The 18,110-nt window shown below is 37.5% G+C and carries 13 protein-coding genes; 5 read left to right on the forward strand and 8 right to left on the reverse strand.

Going from position 1 to position 18,110, the window contains the following annotated elements; translation table 11 throughout:
* Window positions 1-242: 242 nt before the first annotated feature.
* Both ppk1 and mtgA read right to left on the reverse strand, forming a co-directional pair.
* Window positions 243-2,321 carry a polyphosphate kinase 1 gene (gene ppk1, locus ACK2M2_RS05880; RefSeq protein WP_419346563.1) on the reverse strand — a complete coding sequence of 693 codons (2,079 nt, stop codon included), beginning with the start codon at window positions 2,319-2,321 and terminating at the stop codon, window positions 243-245.
* 221 nt (window positions 2,322-2,542) lie between these two features.
* On the reverse strand, window positions 2,543-3,217 hold the full coding sequence (mtgA, locus tag ACK2M2_RS05885) for a monofunctional biosynthetic peptidoglycan transglycosylase (RefSeq protein WP_409511306.1): 675 nt from the start codon (window positions 3,215-3,217) through the stop codon (window positions 2,543-2,545).
* Between the two features lie 73 nt (window positions 3,218-3,290).
* On the opposite strand from mtgA, the gene ACK2M2_RS05890 reads away from it, so the two are divergent.
* Window positions 3,291-4,103: a rhomboid family intramembrane serine protease gene (locus tag ACK2M2_RS05890; protein ID WP_419346567.1), complete on the forward strand. Its 813-nt coding sequence runs from the start codon at window positions 3,291-3,293 to the stop codon at window positions 4,101-4,103.
* Between the two features lie 85 nt (window positions 4,104-4,188).
* Here the strand turns inward: ACK2M2_RS05890 and ACK2M2_RS05895 are convergent, their stop codons facing one another.
* Together ACK2M2_RS05895 and ACK2M2_RS05900 are read right to left on the reverse strand one after the other, a co-directional pair.
* Window positions 4,189-6,726 carry an ABC transporter permease gene (locus tag ACK2M2_RS05895; protein WP_419346570.1) on the reverse strand — a complete coding sequence of 846 codons (2,538 nt, stop codon included), beginning with the start codon at window positions 6,724-6,726 and terminating at the stop codon, window positions 4,189-4,191.
* 11 nt (window positions 6,727-6,737) lie between these two features.
* Window positions 6,738-7,505 carry an ABC transporter ATP-binding protein gene (locus tag ACK2M2_RS05900; protein ID WP_419346573.1) on the reverse strand — a complete coding sequence of 256 codons (768 nt, stop codon included), beginning with the start codon at window positions 7,503-7,505 and terminating at the stop codon, window positions 6,738-6,740.
* A gap of 82 nt (window positions 7,506-7,587) precedes the next feature.
* Here ACK2M2_RS05900 and ACK2M2_RS05905 point away from each other — a divergent pair, with 82 nt between their 5' ends.
* On the forward strand, window positions 7,588-8,166 hold the full coding sequence (locus ACK2M2_RS05905) for an arylesterase (protein ID WP_409511310.1): 579 nt from the start codon (window positions 7,588-7,590) through the stop codon (window positions 8,164-8,166).
* 35 nt (window positions 8,167-8,201) lie between these two features.
* On the opposite strand, the gene ACK2M2_RS05910 is transcribed toward ACK2M2_RS05905, so the two are convergent.
* The gene (locus ACK2M2_RS05910; RefSeq protein WP_409511311.1) at window positions 8,202-8,816 is read right to left on the reverse strand and encodes a carbonic anhydrase; all 615 of its coding nucleotides are present in this window, start codon (window positions 8,814-8,816) and stop codon (window positions 8,202-8,204) included.
* Between the two features lie 325 nt (window positions 8,817-9,141).
* On the opposite strand from ACK2M2_RS05910, the gene ACK2M2_RS05915 reads away from it, so the two are divergent.
* Together ACK2M2_RS05915 and ACK2M2_RS05920 are read left to right on the forward strand one after the other, a co-directional pair.
* A complete protein-coding gene (locus ACK2M2_RS05915) occupies window positions 9,142-10,188 on the forward strand; it encodes an alpha/beta fold hydrolase (RefSeq protein ID WP_419346578.1) in 1,047 nt (348 codons plus the stop codon).
* Window positions 10,189-10,209: 21 nt separating this feature from the next.
* On the forward strand, window positions 10,210-11,220 hold the full coding sequence (locus ACK2M2_RS05920) for a hypothetical protein (RefSeq protein ID WP_419346580.1): 1,011 nt from the start codon (window positions 10,210-10,212) through the stop codon (window positions 11,218-11,220).
* Window positions 11,221-11,257: 37 nt separating this feature from the next.
* Here ACK2M2_RS05920 and ACK2M2_RS05925 read toward each other — a convergent pair whose 3' ends face one another.
* Together ACK2M2_RS05925 and nfuA are read right to left on the reverse strand one after the other, a co-directional pair.
* On the reverse strand, window positions 11,258-13,339 hold the full coding sequence (locus tag ACK2M2_RS05925) for a TonB-dependent receptor domain-containing protein (protein ID WP_419346583.1): 2,082 nt from the start codon (window positions 13,337-13,339) through the stop codon (window positions 11,258-11,260).
* A gap of 283 nt (window positions 13,340-13,622) precedes the next feature.
* Entirely contained in the window at window positions 13,623-14,261 is a 639-nt protein-coding gene (gene nfuA / locus ACK2M2_RS05930) for a Fe-S biogenesis protein NfuA (protein WP_409511315.1), read from the reverse strand.
* A 284-nt stretch (window positions 14,262-14,545) separates the two neighbouring features.
* Here nfuA and ACK2M2_RS05935 point away from each other — a divergent pair, with 284 nt between their 5' ends.
* Complete coding sequence (locus ACK2M2_RS05935) at window positions 14,546-16,099, forward strand: hypothetical protein (protein WP_409511316.1); 1,554 nt, start codon at window positions 14,546-14,548, stop codon at window positions 16,097-16,099.
* Window positions 16,100-16,176: 77 nt separating this feature from the next.
* Here the strand turns inward: ACK2M2_RS05935 and ACK2M2_RS05940 are convergent, their stop codons facing one another.
* On the reverse strand, window positions 16,177-17,799 hold the full coding sequence (locus tag ACK2M2_RS05940) for an inorganic phosphate transporter (protein WP_419346587.1): 1,623 nt from the start codon (window positions 17,797-17,799) through the stop codon (window positions 16,177-16,179).
* Window positions 17,800-18,110 lie beyond the last annotated feature (311 nt).

Here is an 18,110-nt window from a genome sequence, read left to right on the forward strand (position 1 = left end):
AATTTTATTAAGGATAAAAATTTATTTGGCCTCCAATTTAACACTCATCATTGTCTCTGTTATCTTTTTTTAATAATATTATTAATTTAAACTTGAAAAATAATTTTAATCTAGCTGAGAATTTAACTGATTAAAAGATTTAAGACCAAATTGACCGTTAATTACCATTTATTGAATTAAAAACCATCCCAAGAATTATCGGGATGGTTTTTTATAAAGAGCCGAGTTAGAGCAAATAAAAATTAGCCCATCACTGTTGCAAGTAAAATCTGCTGTGCATTGTGTGCTATATCACCCTCTTGAGCTGTTACACGTACCCATGTACCATCGCCTTGCAACTCCCATGCTTGTTGATTATCTTTCAAATAGTTGATCAAACCTTGTTGGTAAATACGTTTTTTCAAGCTAGGCTCCTCAATTGGAAAACAAGCCTCAACGCGACTAAATAAGTTACGATCCATCCAATCTGCACTTGAACAATAAATCCGCGCATTCCCTGCATTTCCAAAGTAAAATACACGTGTATGCTCAAGAAAACGTCCGACAATTGAGCGCACACGAATATTTTCAGACAAGCCAGGTAAACCTGGACGTAAACAGCAAATTGAGCGAATGATTAAGTCAATTTGCACACCTGCTTGTGAAGCCTCATATAATTTATTGATAAGTTGAACTTCTGTTAAAGCATTTACTTTAATAATAATTTGCGCAGGCTTACCTGCTTTCGCATTTTCTATTTCTTCATCGATAAAAGTCACGAGTTGAGCATGTAAAGTAAATGGTGCATGTAAAAGCTTTTTTAACTTCGCCATTTTGCCCATACCCGTCAACTCTTGGAAGATACGATGCACATCTTCGCACAGTTCTTTATCTGTTGTGAGTAATCCATAATCGGTATAAATACGTGCATTGGTCGCATGGTAATTTCCTGTGCCCAAATGTACATAACGTACTAATTTATTGTTTTCACGGCGCACAACCAAAATCATTTTGGCATGCGTTTTATAACCCACTATACCGTATACCACAACGGCACCAGCTTCTTGTAATACATTTGCCACTTCAATATTTGATTCTTCATCAAAACGTGCACGTAGCTCAATAACTGCGGTGACTTCTTTACCATTACGCGCCGCTTCAGCAAGTACTTGTACAATTTCAGAATCTGCACCACTGCGGTATAGCGTCTGCTTAATTGCAAGTACTTGAGGATCACGTGCGGCTTCTCGTAAGAGATTAATGACAGGTGCAAAAGATTCAAATGGATGATGCAGTAAGATATCTTGCTTCTGCATTGCTAAGAAAATATTTTCAGTTTTTTTCAATACTTTTGGTAAGACTGGCACATGAGAGTCATAACGCAAATGTGGCACTTTAAAGTTCGAAACAAGACGTGCCAAGTTAACAGGGCCATCTACCTTGTAGAGTTGTTCCTCATGTAGATCAAACTCATCAAGCAAATATTCATAAATATGCTTTGGGCAATTATGCGTAACTTCCAAACGTACTGCACGACCAAAACGGCGTGAACTTAACTCACCAATTAATGCTTTCGCTAAATCTTCAACATCTTCATTTAAAGCCAAATCGGCATTTCGAGTCACACGGAATTGATAACATCCTGTCGCTGTCATACCTGGGAATAAATCAGAAACATGCTCATGAATAATGGCAGACAACATGACAAAATGCTCTTTCCCCCCTGTCAACTCATCAGGTAAACGTACCACTCTAGGCAACGATCGGGGTGCAGGAACAACGGCTAAATCAATTTGACGACCAAAAGCATCTTTACCTTCAAGCGTGACAATAAAATTCAGGCTTTTATTAACTAAACGAGGGAATGGATGTGCAGGATCTAGACTAATTGGTGTGAGTACTGGCGCAACTTGTTCTTGGAAATATTTTTTAATCCATACCGATTGCGCAGGCGTTAACTCTCCACGACGTAAGAAACTAATATCCGCTTCACGTAGTTTTGGGAAGATTTCATCATTTAAAATACGATACTGACGATCAATGGCTTCATGCGCCGTCCGAGAAATTTGCTCTAGTACCTGTTTTGGCGTTAAACCATCGGGGCTACGGCTTTCATTTTCAAGCATCAACTGTTCCATGACACCTGCAACACGAATTTCAAAGAACTCATCCATGTTACGAGAAAAAATCAGCAAGAAGTTGAGTCGATCCAATAACGGATGCAACGGATCCACAGCTTGTTCCAACACTCGAAGGTGAAAATCGAGAATGGAAAGCTCACGGTTAATGAAGCGCTCATTATAAGTATATTCTGTAGACGTTGTCGTTACTGCGGTATTCATGCAAAACAGCCTGCAATCTAATGATATTTACAGAATAGTATGCTTCAATTTTGTGACAATTTCATAAAAAAACACAGCACAAAAAAATTATTTTCCATGTTTTAGTAATACCATCTTTGAGAACAATCAAAATCATTAAAATCGTACATTCATTTAGTTCACTAAATAGCGATGACTATGATCAGCACATTATTGTAAACTGCCTCTTTTCAATATCTTAGTTACTTTGGAATTCGTGTGTAACGCATATATTTCAGTACCATCCGTATTTTATTTTGTAATTTACGATCATCTCTGTGATCTTGATAATATTTCGGGTTAGGTAAAATTGATGCTAAAAATGCAGCCTGTTCACGATTTAAATTTCGTGCGCTTTTACCAAAATAATACTGCGATGCCGCTTCAACTCCATAAATATGATCGCCAAACTCAACCGAATTCATATAGACCTCTAAAATTCGTTCTTTACTCCACATTCGTTCCATCATTGTAGTTGCAATTGCTTCCTGACCTTTACGGAAATAAGAACGTCGATTATAAAAAAATAAATTTTTTGCCAATTGTTGTGAAATCGTTGAACCACCTGCAACAACTTTATCTTTTTTCATATTCTTTTGTAATGCATCTTCAATTCCTGTCCAATCAAAACCATGATGATCGATAAAACGGGCATCTTCCGCAGCAATAATCGCATGTTTGAAATGATCACTAATGTCATCATACGCCCGCCATTCATGCTGAATTGGCTTAAAATCAGACAAATATGTCCAACGCATAAACATTGTATTTTCTACAGGATTAGTTCGCCAATAGACCAAACTTGAAAAAATCCACAGTTGAATAATAATCAGTACACTGACAATGATTAACAAAGTTCTAACAATAAAAGCTTTCATGTCAGTGTGTTACTCCTGAAAATTAAATGATTCGTGCTAAGCTGAAAGATAATATCAACCCAGAACATTTAGTATGTCGAATTACGATTCCAATCCATTGCATGCATATCCCCCCAACCAACCACGTAATGGTGTAGGTAAACTCACTTTGCTGTTGATTGGAATCAACGTTGCACTTTTTGTATTACAAGTGCTCAGTGGGGTAGATTTTTCTAATCCATCTACACGTGATGCAATGCATTGGGGTGCAGATTATGCACCTTTAACCTATCTTTCGGAACCATATCGACTATTTTCAAGTATGTTTTTCCACTTTGGCTTCATGCATTTACTCATGAATATGTGGGCATTGTTCGTTTTTGGCAATATCGCCGAACAAGTTTTTGGACGTGCATATTATTTGGGTTTATATATTCTTGCAGGCTTAATGGGGAATTTATTGAGTGGCTATTTGGACATTCTAAATAGTTATGCTTATTTGCAACATCCTGCACAAGACCTGATTCCACGAGTGTCCGCAGGTGCTTCAGGCGCAGTTATGGGACTTGGCGGTGCGCTGACAGCACTGTCATTTTTTAGAAATGTGCCTTATTTAGACCGTAAGTCTTTACTCATCATTATGATTGCCAACGTCGGCTTTGGTTTCTTTGCCTCAGGCATCAATAATATGGCACATATTGGCGGCATTATTATGGGTGTTATTCTTGCGCTCGGTTGGCACTTTATACAAAAAATGTATGCAGGAAAAATCATGCCGATGATTGTATTAGGTCTTGGCATTGCGCTGTGTTTTGTATTTTACCAATACAATCAACAACAAATTCAAGGGCTTTTAGCACTTTGGCAAGATGCAGCCAGTCAAATGAAAACTTTGTTGATAAACTAAAGCTGAACTTATTTTTCAAAATAAAATGGGTATCATCACCATGAATCACCCATTTTATTGCAACATTCAAACTAGAAATAATCAATTAAGAATTCAATTCTCTTAAACTTTGTAAGGGCGGAATATCTGACAAATAACTCAAACGATAACGTCCAATCACAGCACATAACACTGTCATCACAAGGGGGAGGATTAACCAGATTTCAAGATGTAATTGCATTTCCATATTCATACGCCAACATGCAATCGCACTAATCACTTCGGCAAAGAAGCAAGATACAATTCCTGCAATAAAACCAATCAGACCAATTTCAATCGTCATCATGCGTTTCAGTTGTGCTTTAGAGCTACCGAATGACCGCATGAGAGCCACTTCTCTTTTGCGCTCATCCATGACTAAATTAATACAAGCAACCAAGACCAAAAAGCCTGAAATACTGACCAATAATGCCAGTACACTAATGATCTGCATCAACACATTTACAAGACGTTTCACCTCATCCAAAATAGCAGAAACATCAATAAAGACGGTATTGCTGAACTGTTGTACTATGCCAATGAGCTGCGACTTTTCAGCAGGTGGCGTATAGAAGCTACCTAAATAACTGCCTGAGTTTTCATCCAAACTTTGCGGTGCAAAAATGAAAAAGAAATTCGGGCTAAAACTACGCCACTCTACTGTTCTGAGATTTACCACTTTTGCATGTAACTCACCTTCAGGCAAAGTAAATGTCAGTGTATCGCCAACTTTGATACCCAATTCTTCAGCCAGTTTACTTTCAACTGACACTTCACCACTTTTTTGCAGTGCTGAATTTCCTTGAATAATCTGATTATCTTGCGGATATTCATTGGACTGCGTCAGGTTTAATTCACGGCGTAAGGCATTACTTTTTGCCACTTGCTGTACCGAAAAGGCTTGATCATTTTTAGCAATCAAGCGTCCACGGACATTTGGATATAACGGTGTACTTCTCCACCCCTTTTCTTGTAATTGTTGTCTAAATTGCTCAACCTCAAAAGGTGGCAATCCATAAACAAACTGATTTGGTGTACCTTCTGGCAATTGTTGTTGCCAACGCTCCAATAAATCTGTGCGTAAAACAGCAAGTACACTAATTAAACTGAGTCCAAGTGCCAAAGCTGTAATTTGTAATGCTGTCTGTGATGGTGTTCGAACATAAGCTGAATAACGATTTTTTAAGGCTTTTAACCATTTGAGTAACAGCCAAATTATGCCATACAACACACCGCATAAAGCAAAAATACTCGATACAACAATCAGACTCAGCTTTAGATTTTCAGTCAATAAAATACTAAAAATCACCAAACTGAAAAGCCCTGCACTCAAAGTCAGTACAATCGATCCAACAGATTTTTCTTGCTGACGAATTACACGAACAGGTGGTGTATTCAGCAGTTGTAAAAGTCCTGGTAAAATAAAACCCAAAAGCACCACTGCACTGGTAAAAATCGCAATCGGTAATGGACCAACAAGCATCTGTAATACTGAAAATTGTAGTTCTAAATTTGGAATCAGTTGAAGAATTAACTGCAACAAAGCATAGCCCATACCCAAACCAATCGCACTACCAAAGACTATTGCAATCAGGACAATCAATGATAATAACAATAGAAAAGTTCTAAAAATTTGTCCTCGCCCTGCCCCCATACAACGCATTAATGCAATATGATCTTGGTTCTGCTGTACATAACGTTGGCTGGTCAATGCAATCGCGATACCGCAAAGCAAAATCGTTAAAATATTGGCAAGCTGTAAAAAGGTATCTAAGTTTTCAATGGGTTGAATCAGACGTGTATTGGCATCACTAGCTGTGCGTAAACGCAGACTATTTAAGGTCATCGCATCGTTTGGATTAACTTCTGCACCATCTGAACTCGCTACTTGTGTTGTATCTTGCATTTGCTGTGATGCATGGCTGAGTTTCAACTTTTCAGCTTTAACAAAAGCCTGAAAAACATCAACAAAGCGCTGGGTATTTTCTGCTGAACCTGCAAGTAAAAGTCGATAATCAATACGGCTTCCCACCTGAATAGCATTGGTTTTAGCAACATCATCTTGATGAATAATCACAGTCGGTGAAAATGCTGAAAAGCCCATTTCCTGATTGGAATCATGCGTAATAATACCACCCACTTTAAAATCGCCATCGGCAATTTTGATCTGGCTACCGACATTCACATATAATAAATCTTGAGCACGTTGACTCAGCCAAACTTCGCCTTGTCGTATATGTGCTTGTTCAGGTGCTATACGTAATTCGCCACGTAAAGGAAACTGAGGTGCTATGGCTTTAACATTGACCATTACAAACTGATCGTTCGTTGATGCCATTGAGCCAAATAACGTGACTTTCGTCTGTTGTAATTGTAAAGATTCAGCTTGTTTTTGCCACTTGGCAACAATCGGAATATTATCACTAAGAACCAAGTCTGCCGCCTGCATTTTAGCAGCTTGCAATGCCACTGCATTTTGCACTTGCTCATTGCTAAACTTCAGCGCAGTCGTTGCACTAATGGCAAGCGTCAGTGCGATAATAAGCAAATAAACACCTGTCGTAGCAAAACTTTGTCGTAATAAAGGCTTAAAAAGTGCAAACATTTTCGAGCCTCCTATGACAAAACCTGACGATGATTCAATTGTTCCACTTTCTGCTCAATCAATTGTCCATCTTTAAGCTCTAAGTGACGTTGACATTGTGCAGCCAAGTCAGCATCGTGCGTCACAATCACTAAAGTTGTGCCTGTTTCTCGGTTTAAATCAAATAATAACTGTTCAATTTCACTTGCAGTATGACTATCCAAATTACCCGTTGGTTCATCTGCAAAAATAATTTTAGGTTCAGTAATCAATGCTCGTGCAATCGCAACACGTTGCTGTTCACCACCCGACAATACTTTTGGTGTTTGACTGCTTTGACGCTCTAAGCCAACACGTTTAAGCAACTGCAAGGCTTTCTGCTCTGCTTCCGCATAATGAAATTGTGGCTGTAAGCGAAGTGGTAACATAACATTTTCAAGCGCTGAAAGATGTGGTAAGAGTTGAAAAGACTGAAAGATAAAACCAATATGACGTAAACGCACCAAAGCTCGCTGTTCTTCATTTAAGGTATGGACAGCTTCACCATTGACCCATAGCTCCCCTGAACTCGCTTGATCAAGTGTTGCCAAAATGCCGAGCAAAGTTGATTTCCCTGAGCCTGAACGCCCTGTAATTGCCACCAACTCGCCTGCAAAGATATCAACATTTAAATTTTCAAAAATCGTTAATGTTTTTTGCTGTAATGGTATCGATTGTGTGAGATGTTGTGCAGAAATTATCGGTTGTGGCATGATGGAGTCTGTGTGATTAGATTGAGCTTTGGGCTGAAAAGTGGACATAAAAAACAAACCTTATATACAAAATCATCAAGTATTAAATGTAGGCAAAATAAAAAAAATCACGAGCTGTCTATTTTTTAGCATGATCTGCCTTGTTCCTGCGAGTAGTTTTGCAAAAACTATCATGATTGTCGGTGACAGTCTGAGTGCAGGTTATGGCATTAACCCACAACAAGGTTGGGTAAATCTATTGCAATCACGTTTAAATCAACAATTTCCAAAACAACATAACGTGGTCAATGCGAGCGTCAGTGGAGAAACCACGAGTGGTGCTTTAGCACGTTTACCAAAACTTTTACAGGTACATAAACCCGATATTGTGGTGATTGAACTCGGTGGAAATGATGGTTTACGTGGACAACCTCCGCAAATGATTCAAAAAAATCTTGCTCAATTGGTACAACAAAGTCAACGCAGTAAAGCTCAAGTGATTGTATTAGGAATGAAAATTCCACCGAATTATGGTACTGCCTATAGCACAGCTTTTGAGAATAATTATAAAGTCATCAGTCAGCAATATAAGGTCAAATTGATGCCCTTTTTTATGCAAGGCATTGCAGGACAAAAATCATTAATGCAAAAAGATCAGATTCATCCCAATGTCACAGCACAAAAAATATTACTGGATAATGCCTATCCATACATTAAAGGCGCTTTATAAGCGCCTTTAATCAATTTAAATAAATGTTCAACAGATTAAAAGTCGTAAAATTCAACTTCACCTGTTTCAAGTGAATATTCTGCACCAACGACTTTAAGTTTACCCTTTGCAATAAGACTTTCAAGTACAGCAGAGCCATGACGTAATTGGTTTACTGAAGCAAAAACATTTGAACGCACAGCATGATGAGATAACTTTTCTAAATCATCTTTCAATTCAGTTTGCATCAAAATCTCAACCGATGGACGTACACGGTTCACAATCGACATTAAATTTGCAGAAGGTGGAGAGTCCGGATTCATCAATGCTTCAATAGTCGAATGAATCGCACCACAGTGACTATGACCTAGTACTACAACCAATGGACAACCAAAACTGTCCGCAGCAAATTCCACGCTACCCACTTGTGATGGTGCAACAATGTTGCCTGCCACACGAATCACGAACAAATCACCAAAGCCCTGATCAAAAACCATTTCAGCAGGTACACGAGAATCTGAACAGCCCAAAATAATTGCAAATGGATGTTGATCTTTCACCATTTCTGTACGTTGTTGATGGGTTAAAAATTTAGCGGGATTCACTTCATCCGATGCAAAACGTGCATTACCTTTTTTTAAACGATCTAGTGCTTCATCTGCTGTCAGCATTTTTTTTCCATCAGTTTTGGAGAATTACAGTATTTTATGCCTGTATTTTTGCAATGTCACTGACTAAAAATAAACTCTGTTACAATTTTTAAAATTGCCGACTCAACTACACATATAACTCTGTAAAGCTTCATCAAGTACTTTTATCTATCGAAATATTCATAAGATTTATCATTTTTTTGAATTTTACATGCTCATTTTCACACTTTGAAATGATAAAAAAATAAACATTTAAGCTAAAGAGGCGAATGTAAAGGTGAAATAAATAATCAATAATCTTTTCCACTTTTATATAATGGCAAACCCTTTTCAAGGAAGATGATCAATGCCCTTGGTTTTGCATAAAAAACGCCGTTTAAATCAAAAGATTTTTCAATCGATAACCACAGCTATACTGAGTCTTTCAGTCGCTACGCTTGCATTGGGTGTTCTCCCTACTCATGCAGCAACAACTGAATATGTGGACTATCAAAAAATCTTACAAGAAGAACGTGTTTGGGCAGGGTTAAAAAGCAAAACATTAAAAGTGGGCGATGTTACTTGGTCATATAGCGAAGGTGGTGACAGCAGCAAACCAACCATTTTACTCATTCATGGTTTAGCCAGTAGCCGTGATACATGGAACGATGTCGCATACCGTTTAACGCCTTATTATCATGTCATCATTCCCGATTTACCATTGGTGGGTAATACTCAAGTCCCTGCTAATTTTGATATTTCGGTACCCAATGTCACAGAGCAATTGCGCCGATTTATTGAAGCCGCACATATTCAAAATAACTTAAATATTGCAGGTCACTCATTGGGTGGAACCGTTGCTATGTTTTATGCATCGCAATATCCATTTGATACCAAAAGTTTATTTTTAATGAGTACAGGTGGAATTTTCCAAAATAACAATACCAATTATTTAAAAAATCCTGTTTATTTGAAACAATTAATTGTGAGCCAACCAGGAGATTTAGACTTTGTACTGAAAAAAGTGATGTACAAACCACCCTTTACACCTAGAATTATTAGGCAAGAACAAGAAAAAATACTCATTGCACATTCACAAGAAACGTCAAAAATTGTGAATCAGATTACCGATCTAAATAAGCTCTATACACCTGCATCTTTTACGTTAATGCTCAAAAATATTGAAGCACCGACGCAAATTTTATGGGGTAAGCAAGATCAAATCATTAATGTTGAAGTCGTACAAAATCTGAAAAGCTTATTGAAAAGACCTGAAACGCCTGTCATTCTTAATAATGTTGGTCATATGCCACTACTTGAATCACCTGAAGAAGTCGCTGATGCGTACCATCTTTTTTTAGACAAAATTCAGACGCAAAAAAATCCGTTGTCTGAACACAAAGTATATAAGTGATATTTGCAACAAGGATGAAATATGTCTCACCCACTGACTGAACAACTCATTGAAGCACAACTGAATTTTCTAGATCATGAGTTTGCTCAAGCAGATCAGATTGAAAATGAATTTTTACAGTTTCATCAGTGGTTTAGAAAACAAACTTTACAAGATGTGTGGAGTTTTGAACAAATTCATCAACTCATTCAAAAGCAAATACTCGATACCCCTGCAAGTGATTTTCTAATTGAACAGATCGCGGAACATATTCGTTTTGCATTGATTCATCCTATAAATGACACGGCAACTATTGAAGATATTATTCCAGTTGCCACCATTGATAAACTTGCACTCTATGTCGCAAGTAAAAGTGGGCATCGTAAAGCGCTCATTAAACGAGTTGTAAATAATCCTTCGTTTTCAAGCATGTTAACGCAACTGATTCATCATTCGATTCAAGATTATATTGATAATTCAGTCATGAATAAAAAAGTGCCTGGTGTTGGTCGTTTTATGAAAATGGGGAAATCGGTTCTGGAGTCGGTCACAGATTCCAACTTGGATGATACGGTTAAGCATTATTTGCAAAAAAATATCATTAAAATTAGCCAACTGAGTGAGCAAGTTTTAAATCATCAGTTTGACGATGAAAAGCTTTATCACTTACAAGCGAACCTTTGGCACAAAATTAAAAAAGTGCCCGTCTCAGTGATTCGTAGCTATATTGAAGTGAATGACCTACCGAAAACGGTTACTTTGGGTCATGAAATTTGGGATCACCTTCGCCAAACTGACTATCTTAAACAGCAAGTGCACGATGGCGTATATGCTTGGTATGTGCGTAATCAAGAACATAGTTTTGACTTATTATTACGTGATCTTAACATTGATGAAACGCTCATTCAAAATGAACTCTGCCAATTATTAAACCCCATTATTCAAAAACTTATTTCTTCTCAGCACTTAAGACAACGTGCTCGTGTGCATTTGGAAAAGTTTTATTATTCAAATGAAACGCTTAAGATTTTAGGAATAGAAAAAGGCGCTTAAAGCGCCTTTTTCTAAATCTGATATACCAAGAAATCTATTAAAATTTAGCCATAAAACTTACACCATAACGTCGTCCATCCAATAAACGATCACCATCTGAGTTTTCAGCGGTTTCATCTAACAGATTATATACACCGAACTTCCCTTTCAAATGTGGTGTAAACTGATAATTAAAGCCAATATCGAGGAATTCATACCCTGGATTCGGTTCAGACATTGAAGTACGACTTAAATAAGAAGATGTTTCACTACGATAATGTAAGCGACTCCAAACGTTTAATGCATCTGAAATATTATAATCTACAGTAATATTAAACATATGCTTAGGCATTTCATTCAAAGGTTGCCCCTTAAATTCACCTGATTTAATTTCCGTATTTGTATACGTATAATTTGCCGATAATGTTGTATATTCGTTTAAATCAGTTTCAACCGTAGCTTCAATACCTTGTAGTTCAGCATCATCTACGTTAATACGATCACTGATGAAATAAAATGGCGTTGCACCTTCAGCACATTTCCAAGCAGCGACATTATTACGGTTCGTGTTCGTCCCATCTGTGTCTGTTTCACAAGTCCGTACTTCAGTTATTTTATCTTTAAACTGAGTGATATAGCCTGTTAAAGAAGCATTTACATAATCATTTTTCCAATTAAACCCAAGCTCTGAAGAAACGCTAGTTTCAGGATCTAAATCAGGATTGGCACGGATAATACCTCGACCTGTAGATGTTGGAGAACCTCCTCCACCTGTCACACTATAAAAACCTTCTGTTGCTGCTCGAATATCGGGTTGTTTATATCCTGTAGATACACCACCTTTCATACTGAATTGATCTGTAAAGCTATAAACACCGTATAAACGCGGCGATAAATTACCACCATAATTCTCATCATGGTCATAGCGCAAACCACCAGTTAAATTAAACTGATCAGTTACACTCCAAGTATCTTCAAGAAAGCCTGCGACCGACCAACGGGATAATTCACTAAATTCTGGAATATTCGGGTTACGGTTTGTTGCTTTATCATTCAATACTTCATCTTTATAATAAGCACCAAATGACAGTTTATGTTTATTTAGCAACCAATTCCATTGATTATTAAACGTCCATGTTTCAAGCTCAATCCCTTTCGTATCAAGGGTTGTATTGGCACGGTCTGGATTTTTAGAGTTTTCATATTGCAAATACGTTGCGCTATCCAATTGATCACTATAACGACCATTATGCGTTAATGCATAAACACTACGATAGTTACGTGAATTTGAATCCGTGGCATTTGCAACCGCTTCTACCGTTTTACCCACTGTTGATTTTGCATCTTGCGTAGTAAAATTCGCATCAAACTGTAAATCATGCTGATCATTGAGCATATAAGTTAAGCGTGAATTTAAGCTTTCTCTCTCATTTCCTCTAAAGCCACCAACAAAACTATCTTCTTCACGTTCTTGTTTGCTTACACCAAGTTGTAGACCAAGTTTATTTGGAATTAATGGTCCTGCAATATATACAGATGCATTTTTTAGATCACCTGCATCACCCTTATCCTGAATAACTGTACCAAGCTCGGCCGTACCCGACCATTCATCTGATACCTTTTTCGTAATGATGTTAATTACACCACCCATAGCCTCACTGCCATATAGCGTTGATGCAGGACCACGGATAATCTCAATACGTTCAATAGCGGCCATTGGCGGTAAAATATTTTTTTCGAATCCATTATCGTCGCCATTTGGATTCACATCTTTTGAATACTGTCGCTTGCCATCAATCAAGAATAATGTGTAATTCGAGCTCATCCCTCGAATACTAATACTTTGAGCCGAACCTGAGCCTGAAACAACAACTCCTGGTGTATTTCGAAGTACATCTGTAATGTCTGAGTACTCTCGTTTGTCTAATTCTTCGCGACTAATCACTGTCATAGATGCGGGTGCTTTCGAGATATCTTGCTCGTATCCTGATGCTGTAATGACAATCGTTTCAAGTTTACTTTTGGGTTCTGATGACACATTTTCACTTGAATTTTCTTTTGATTCTACCGCATGAGCAGCACTTATCATCAGTGCTACAACTGAAATTGATAACACGGATTGGATAACACGTTTTGTCATGCAAGATACCCCAAAGAATCTAAGTTATGAATAAATATGGAAGATTTCGTGACATAGTGTAACAAAGACACCACTAAATGCAATATTTAATGATAATTACTACTATTTGCATTCATAAATTTAATTTTATTTATTATATAAATTACTGTAATAATTAAATTTTATTCTCATAAATAAACATATTTTTCTATATCAAAAATATGAGAAAACTCATCCTTACAAAACTGTTAAGCATAAAAAAACCTCCATAATTGGAGGTTTTAAAACTGAATTTTAAATCAATTTATTTGAAATACGCACCATCAGTTTGAGTATGATCTGTCTGGTCGACAACTCTCATCAATTCTGGAATATGCTGTTTCAACGTTGTCTCAACACCTTGTTTCAAGGTTAAGTCAATAGATGAACACCCTTGGCAACCACCACCAAATTTTAATACCGCTGTTAAACCATGCTCTGCATCATCTTGTACTTCAACCAATGCACAGTTACCACCATGACCTTCTAAGCCTGGGTTAATTTCAGACTGTAATACATAAGTAATACGCTCTTCCATTGATGCATCAGGACCGACACGTGGGACTTTTGAATTTGGTGCACGGAATGTCAACTGCCCACCAAAACGGTCTTTGTTGTAATCAATAACCGCATCTAATAAATATGGAATAGATGGGCTATCAATATAAGCACCAAACTCTGCATATTCTTGTTTATAGTCTGTAGGGACAACTTCATCAGGAGCACTATACGCCATGCAACATTCAGCACGTGGAGTTCCTGCATGTTCAACAAAAATACGAACTGCGATACCCGGTGTATTTTGCTTTTCAAGCAAATCTTTCAGATATTCTTGTGCAGTTGGTGTAATCAATAAATTTGGAATTTCTTCTGCAACTGCAGTGTTGCTGTTTTCAGTCGACATAACTTTTTCCTCAAGCTGAAGTTGCTATTTTAACTGAAGTTGGGGGCAATTAATAAAAAATCAACTAAATTTGTCGGAATTGATGTTTTTATTTATTTTTCACACAAGTTTTAAAAAATCTTTCAATCAAATAACACTCAATAGAATCTTTTAGATGTAAAAGGCATTCATTTTCCCCTTACGTTTTCTATCAATTTTGGTAGTTAATGCCACCCAAAAAGTAAACTTGGCATAGATAATGTATACATCTGTATATTAATTTAAAAAAAACTGGGGTTTTTCGCATGTCCAAAATATTAGATGGATTACACTTTCCACTTGACCCACATACAGGCAAATCGAGCAGTTCCAAAACAGGTCAATCCATTCTTTCCGAAGCACTGTCTTTGGTCGATCATGCCAATGCTCAAGCCGTATTAGTAGATAAAAATTGGCGAAAAAATTACCCCCATTATTTTAAAGCACTGGTTGAACATGGTATTCGCTCAACTCAAAATCCCATTCACATTGCTACCCAAGGCTTACACAAAGCACAGCATAGTTTTGATTTTTATCGTGATGGAAAAAAGTATTTATTGAAAGATGTTATGGATGTCGCTGACATTCAAAAACTGTATACCGTGACAATTCAAGGTAAAAGTACTGCAAAACCCGAATGGTATGTACCCTATCGTGGACAAAAACTACAAGGTCAGGCTTTACTTGATCAAATAACATTTTGGCAAGATGCGGGTATTGTTGAAGAAAGTCATGCCGATGCTTTACGTAAAGTGATTGCTCATCCTGAATGGTTCGACTTATCTGAAAAAACCATGGTTCTGTTTGGTGCTGCATCGGAAGCAGGACCTCTGAGTTGGCTTGCAAAATGGAAAGCCAATATTATTGCCGTAGATTTACCCAATGAACGAGTATGGACAAAAATCCTCAAGATTATTGAAAATGGCAATGCCACACTTCATGCGCCAAGCTTAGAAGATATTTCAGCAAATACATCACAAAATGAACTGACACAAAAGTTAGGGGTAAATTTACTGACCCAAATTCCTGAAATTGGACATTGGTTAGCGCAGAATCCACATAAACTAAACCTTGCTGCAATTGCATACCTAGATGGTGAAAAACACGTTCGTGTTTCTATGGCAATGGACAGTATTATGAGCTATGTCAGTCAGCAAAAGCCTGACTCATCACTCATGTATATGTGTACACCAACAGACATTTATGCTGTGCCTAAAGAAGTGATTGAAGCTTCGGGTGAGAAATTTAAGCGACGTTCAAGTTTTGAAAAACTCTTTAGTAAAGGCATTTCAACCATCTCACTCAAACATTTTTTCCAAAATCATCAAAAAACGTTGATTTCTTCCGATAATGGACAAGCTTATGGTGTCGCAGACTGTATGGTCGTAGAACAAGGTCCAAACTACGCCTTAGCAAAACGACTACAACAATGGCGTGCAACTTTAGCTCGTCATCAAGGTCAAAAGGTATGTATCAATATTGCACCATCGACAACGACTTATTCAGTGACCAAAAATCCACTGCTGAAAGCAGCATTCCATGGCGCACGTTTATTTGATGTTGAAGCTTTTGATCCTGAAACGACCAATGCCATTATGGCTGCGTTATGGATTCACGACTTACGCAACCCTAAAGCATTATCACATCCTGAAAATGATCTTGAACATCCACTTCAACTGATGATGGACGGTGCAAATCATGGGGGCTTATGGCGTGTGGCTTATCTTGCACGTACTGCACTGCCCTTTGCTGCTATTTATGGTTTTGCTGCCAATAAGCTACCATTAGATAAAGTATGGTCTAAAGTGAAAAAATCATAAGTTTGAGCATGTTCTATTTGCTAAAAAAATGCTGCCTTTTGGCAGCATTTTTAAATTTCTTATTTAATTATTTCAGATTAGACAAATTGTAAGAATAACCAAAACAATCCACCTGATAAACAGATTGTTGCAGGTAATGTGAAAATCCAAGCTGAAAGAATAGTTTTCACTGTCGCAAAGTTTAAACCAGATTTATTGGCAACCATGGTACCTGCAACAGCCGAGTTTAAAACGTGTGTGGTCGATACTGGTAAGCCAAAACCATCTGCTGCTGCAATTGTCGTCATTGCAACCAATTCAGCAGACATGCCCTGACCATAAGTCATGTGATGTTTACCAATACGCTCACCTACAGTCACCACAATACGCTTCCAACCAACCATTGTGCCTAGACCCAATGCCAATGCCACCGCAACTTTTACCCAAGTTGGAATGTACTGTAAAAATGAATCTAAATTTTTACGGTAGTCTTTCACTACTTTGGTTTGTGTTGCATCCATTTTTGGCAATTGCTCAGCTTTTTCCAAACGTTTAAATGCAGTCGAGCTCAAGTACATATCATTACGTAAAGCAGAAACTTCCGCTTCAGGTAAATTGTTCAAACTACCAAACTTGCTGACACGTTCACCCAAGTGATCCGTTAAACTTGCCAATGCAGGTATAACTTGCGGTGTTAATTCTTTAGTTTGAACGTATTTAGTAATCGTATCACGTGCTTGCGCATCCGAAATATCATCATGTTGTACATAGATTGCTGACGCGGTCTGACTTGATAATTGTGAAAATGATTGTAAATGTGTTTGGTCTAAACTTTTATTTAAAGAATATGCCAAAGGTACACAACCAATCAAAATCAACATGATTAAGCCCATACCTTTTTGACCATCATTTGAGCCATGTGCAAAACTTACCCCCGTACAGGTAAAGATAAGAATGGCGCGGATCAAAGGTGGTGGTGGCTTATTACCTTCGGGTGGCTGGAACAATTCAACTTGTTTCTTAAATATTTTCTTAACCAATAAGAAAACAACTGCTGCAAATGCAAAACCAATAAGAGGAGAAAACAGCAATGCTTTACCCACTTTTGCAACTTGATCCATATCAACGCCTGAAGCGCCACTCCCCGAATGTAAAATCCAGTTCATGATGCCTACACCTAAAATCGAACCGATTAAAGTATGTGAGCTTGATGCTGGAATCCCTAAGAACCAAGTCCCTAAGTTCCACAGGATCGCTGCTATGAGCATGGCAAAAACCATCGCAAAACCTGCACCTGAACCGACATTCATAATCAATTCAACAGGTAGTAAAGCAATAATCCCGTAAGCGACAGCACCACTTGCAACCATAACTCCCAAGAAGTTACAGAAACCTGCCCACATCACTGCAACAGGTGCAGGTAAGGCGTTAGTATAAATCACCGTTGCTACAGCGTTGGCTGTATCATGGAAACCATTTACAAACTCAAAACCGAGTGCAATGAAAAGTGCTGTTGCCAATAAAATAACAGAGTACATGCTCAGCGCAGGTACATGACTCAGGTCAGTATTGACCTGAATTGCAATATAAATAAGCGTCGCAATAATAATCGTCAAAAACACCGGCATAAAAAATTTTGGTGTTGGCACATGAACATTCGTCGACTTTTGTGCTGTTGACGTTTGTGCCGAATCAGAAACGGGAGGTAAATTTGAATTCATGCAGACGTAAAAGAGGATAATAAAATCCCCTTATTGTTCAATTTAATTATGACAATTATATGACAAACATGACTTATATAACGCTCATATTTCAAAAATATAAGCGCTTCACTTAACACACCCACTCACCTAAAAATAAAAATAAAAATAAAAAACATAAACTTAGTCAATATAAAACATTAAAAAAACCGCTGTTTAAGCATTTCTAATCCTTAAATAAAATTTGTAATATTTAAAGAAAAATGTCTTTTCCGTTATTTCACCATCACATCATCCAAGAAATTTATGACAAATTGATGAAAAAACACTCA

It is taken from the genome of Acinetobacter sp. TY1, from assembly GCF_048551395.1.
In the GTDB taxonomy this organism is placed as follows: Bacteria; Pseudomonadota; Gammaproteobacteria; order Pseudomonadales; family Moraxellaceae; genus Acinetobacter.

Coding starts and splice junctions, on each gene's coding strand:
- ppk1 (WP_419346563.1), bottom strand. CDS start 2,321: ATGAATACCGCAGTAACGACAACGTCTACAGAATATACTTATAATGAG.
- mtgA (WP_409511306.1), bottom strand. CDS start 3,217: ATGAAAGCTTTTATTGTTAGAACTTTGTTAATCATTGTCAGTGTACTG.
- ACK2M2_RS05890 (WP_419346567.1), top strand. CDS start 3,291: ATGTCGAATTACGATTCCAATCCATTGCATGCATATCCCCCCAACCAA.
- ACK2M2_RS05895 (WP_419346570.1), bottom strand. CDS start 6,726: ATGTTTGCACTTTTTAAGCCTTTATTACGACAAAGTTTTGCTACGACA.
- ACK2M2_RS05900 (WP_419346573.1), bottom strand. CDS start 7,505: ATGTCCACTTTTCAGCCCAAAGCTCAATCTAATCACACAGACTCCATC.
- ACK2M2_RS05905 (WP_409511310.1), top strand. CDS start 7,588: ATGATCTGCCTTGTTCCTGCGAGTAGTTTTGCAAAAACTATCATGATT.
- ACK2M2_RS05910 (WP_409511311.1), bottom strand. CDS start 8,816: ATGCTGACAGCAGATGAAGCACTAGATCGTTTAAAAAAAGGTAATGCA.
- ACK2M2_RS05915 (WP_419346578.1), top strand. CDS start 9,142: ATGCCCTTGGTTTTGCATAAAAAACGCCGTTTAAATCAAAAGATTTTT.
- ACK2M2_RS05920 (WP_419346580.1), top strand. CDS start 10,210: ATGTCTCACCCACTGACTGAACAACTCATTGAAGCACAACTGAATTTT.
- ACK2M2_RS05925 (WP_419346583.1), bottom strand. CDS start 13,339: ATGACAAAACGTGTTATCCAATCCGTGTTATCAATTTCAGTTGTAGCA.
- nfuA (WP_409511315.1), bottom strand. CDS start 14,261: ATGTCGACTGAAAACAGCAACACTGCAGTTGCAGAAGAAATTCCAAAT.
- ACK2M2_RS05935 (WP_409511316.1), top strand. CDS start 14,546: ATGTCCAAAATATTAGATGGATTACACTTTCCACTTGACCCACATACA.
- ACK2M2_RS05940 (WP_419346587.1), bottom strand. CDS start 17,799: ATGAATTCAAATTTACCTCCCGTTTCTGATTCGGCACAAACGTCAACA.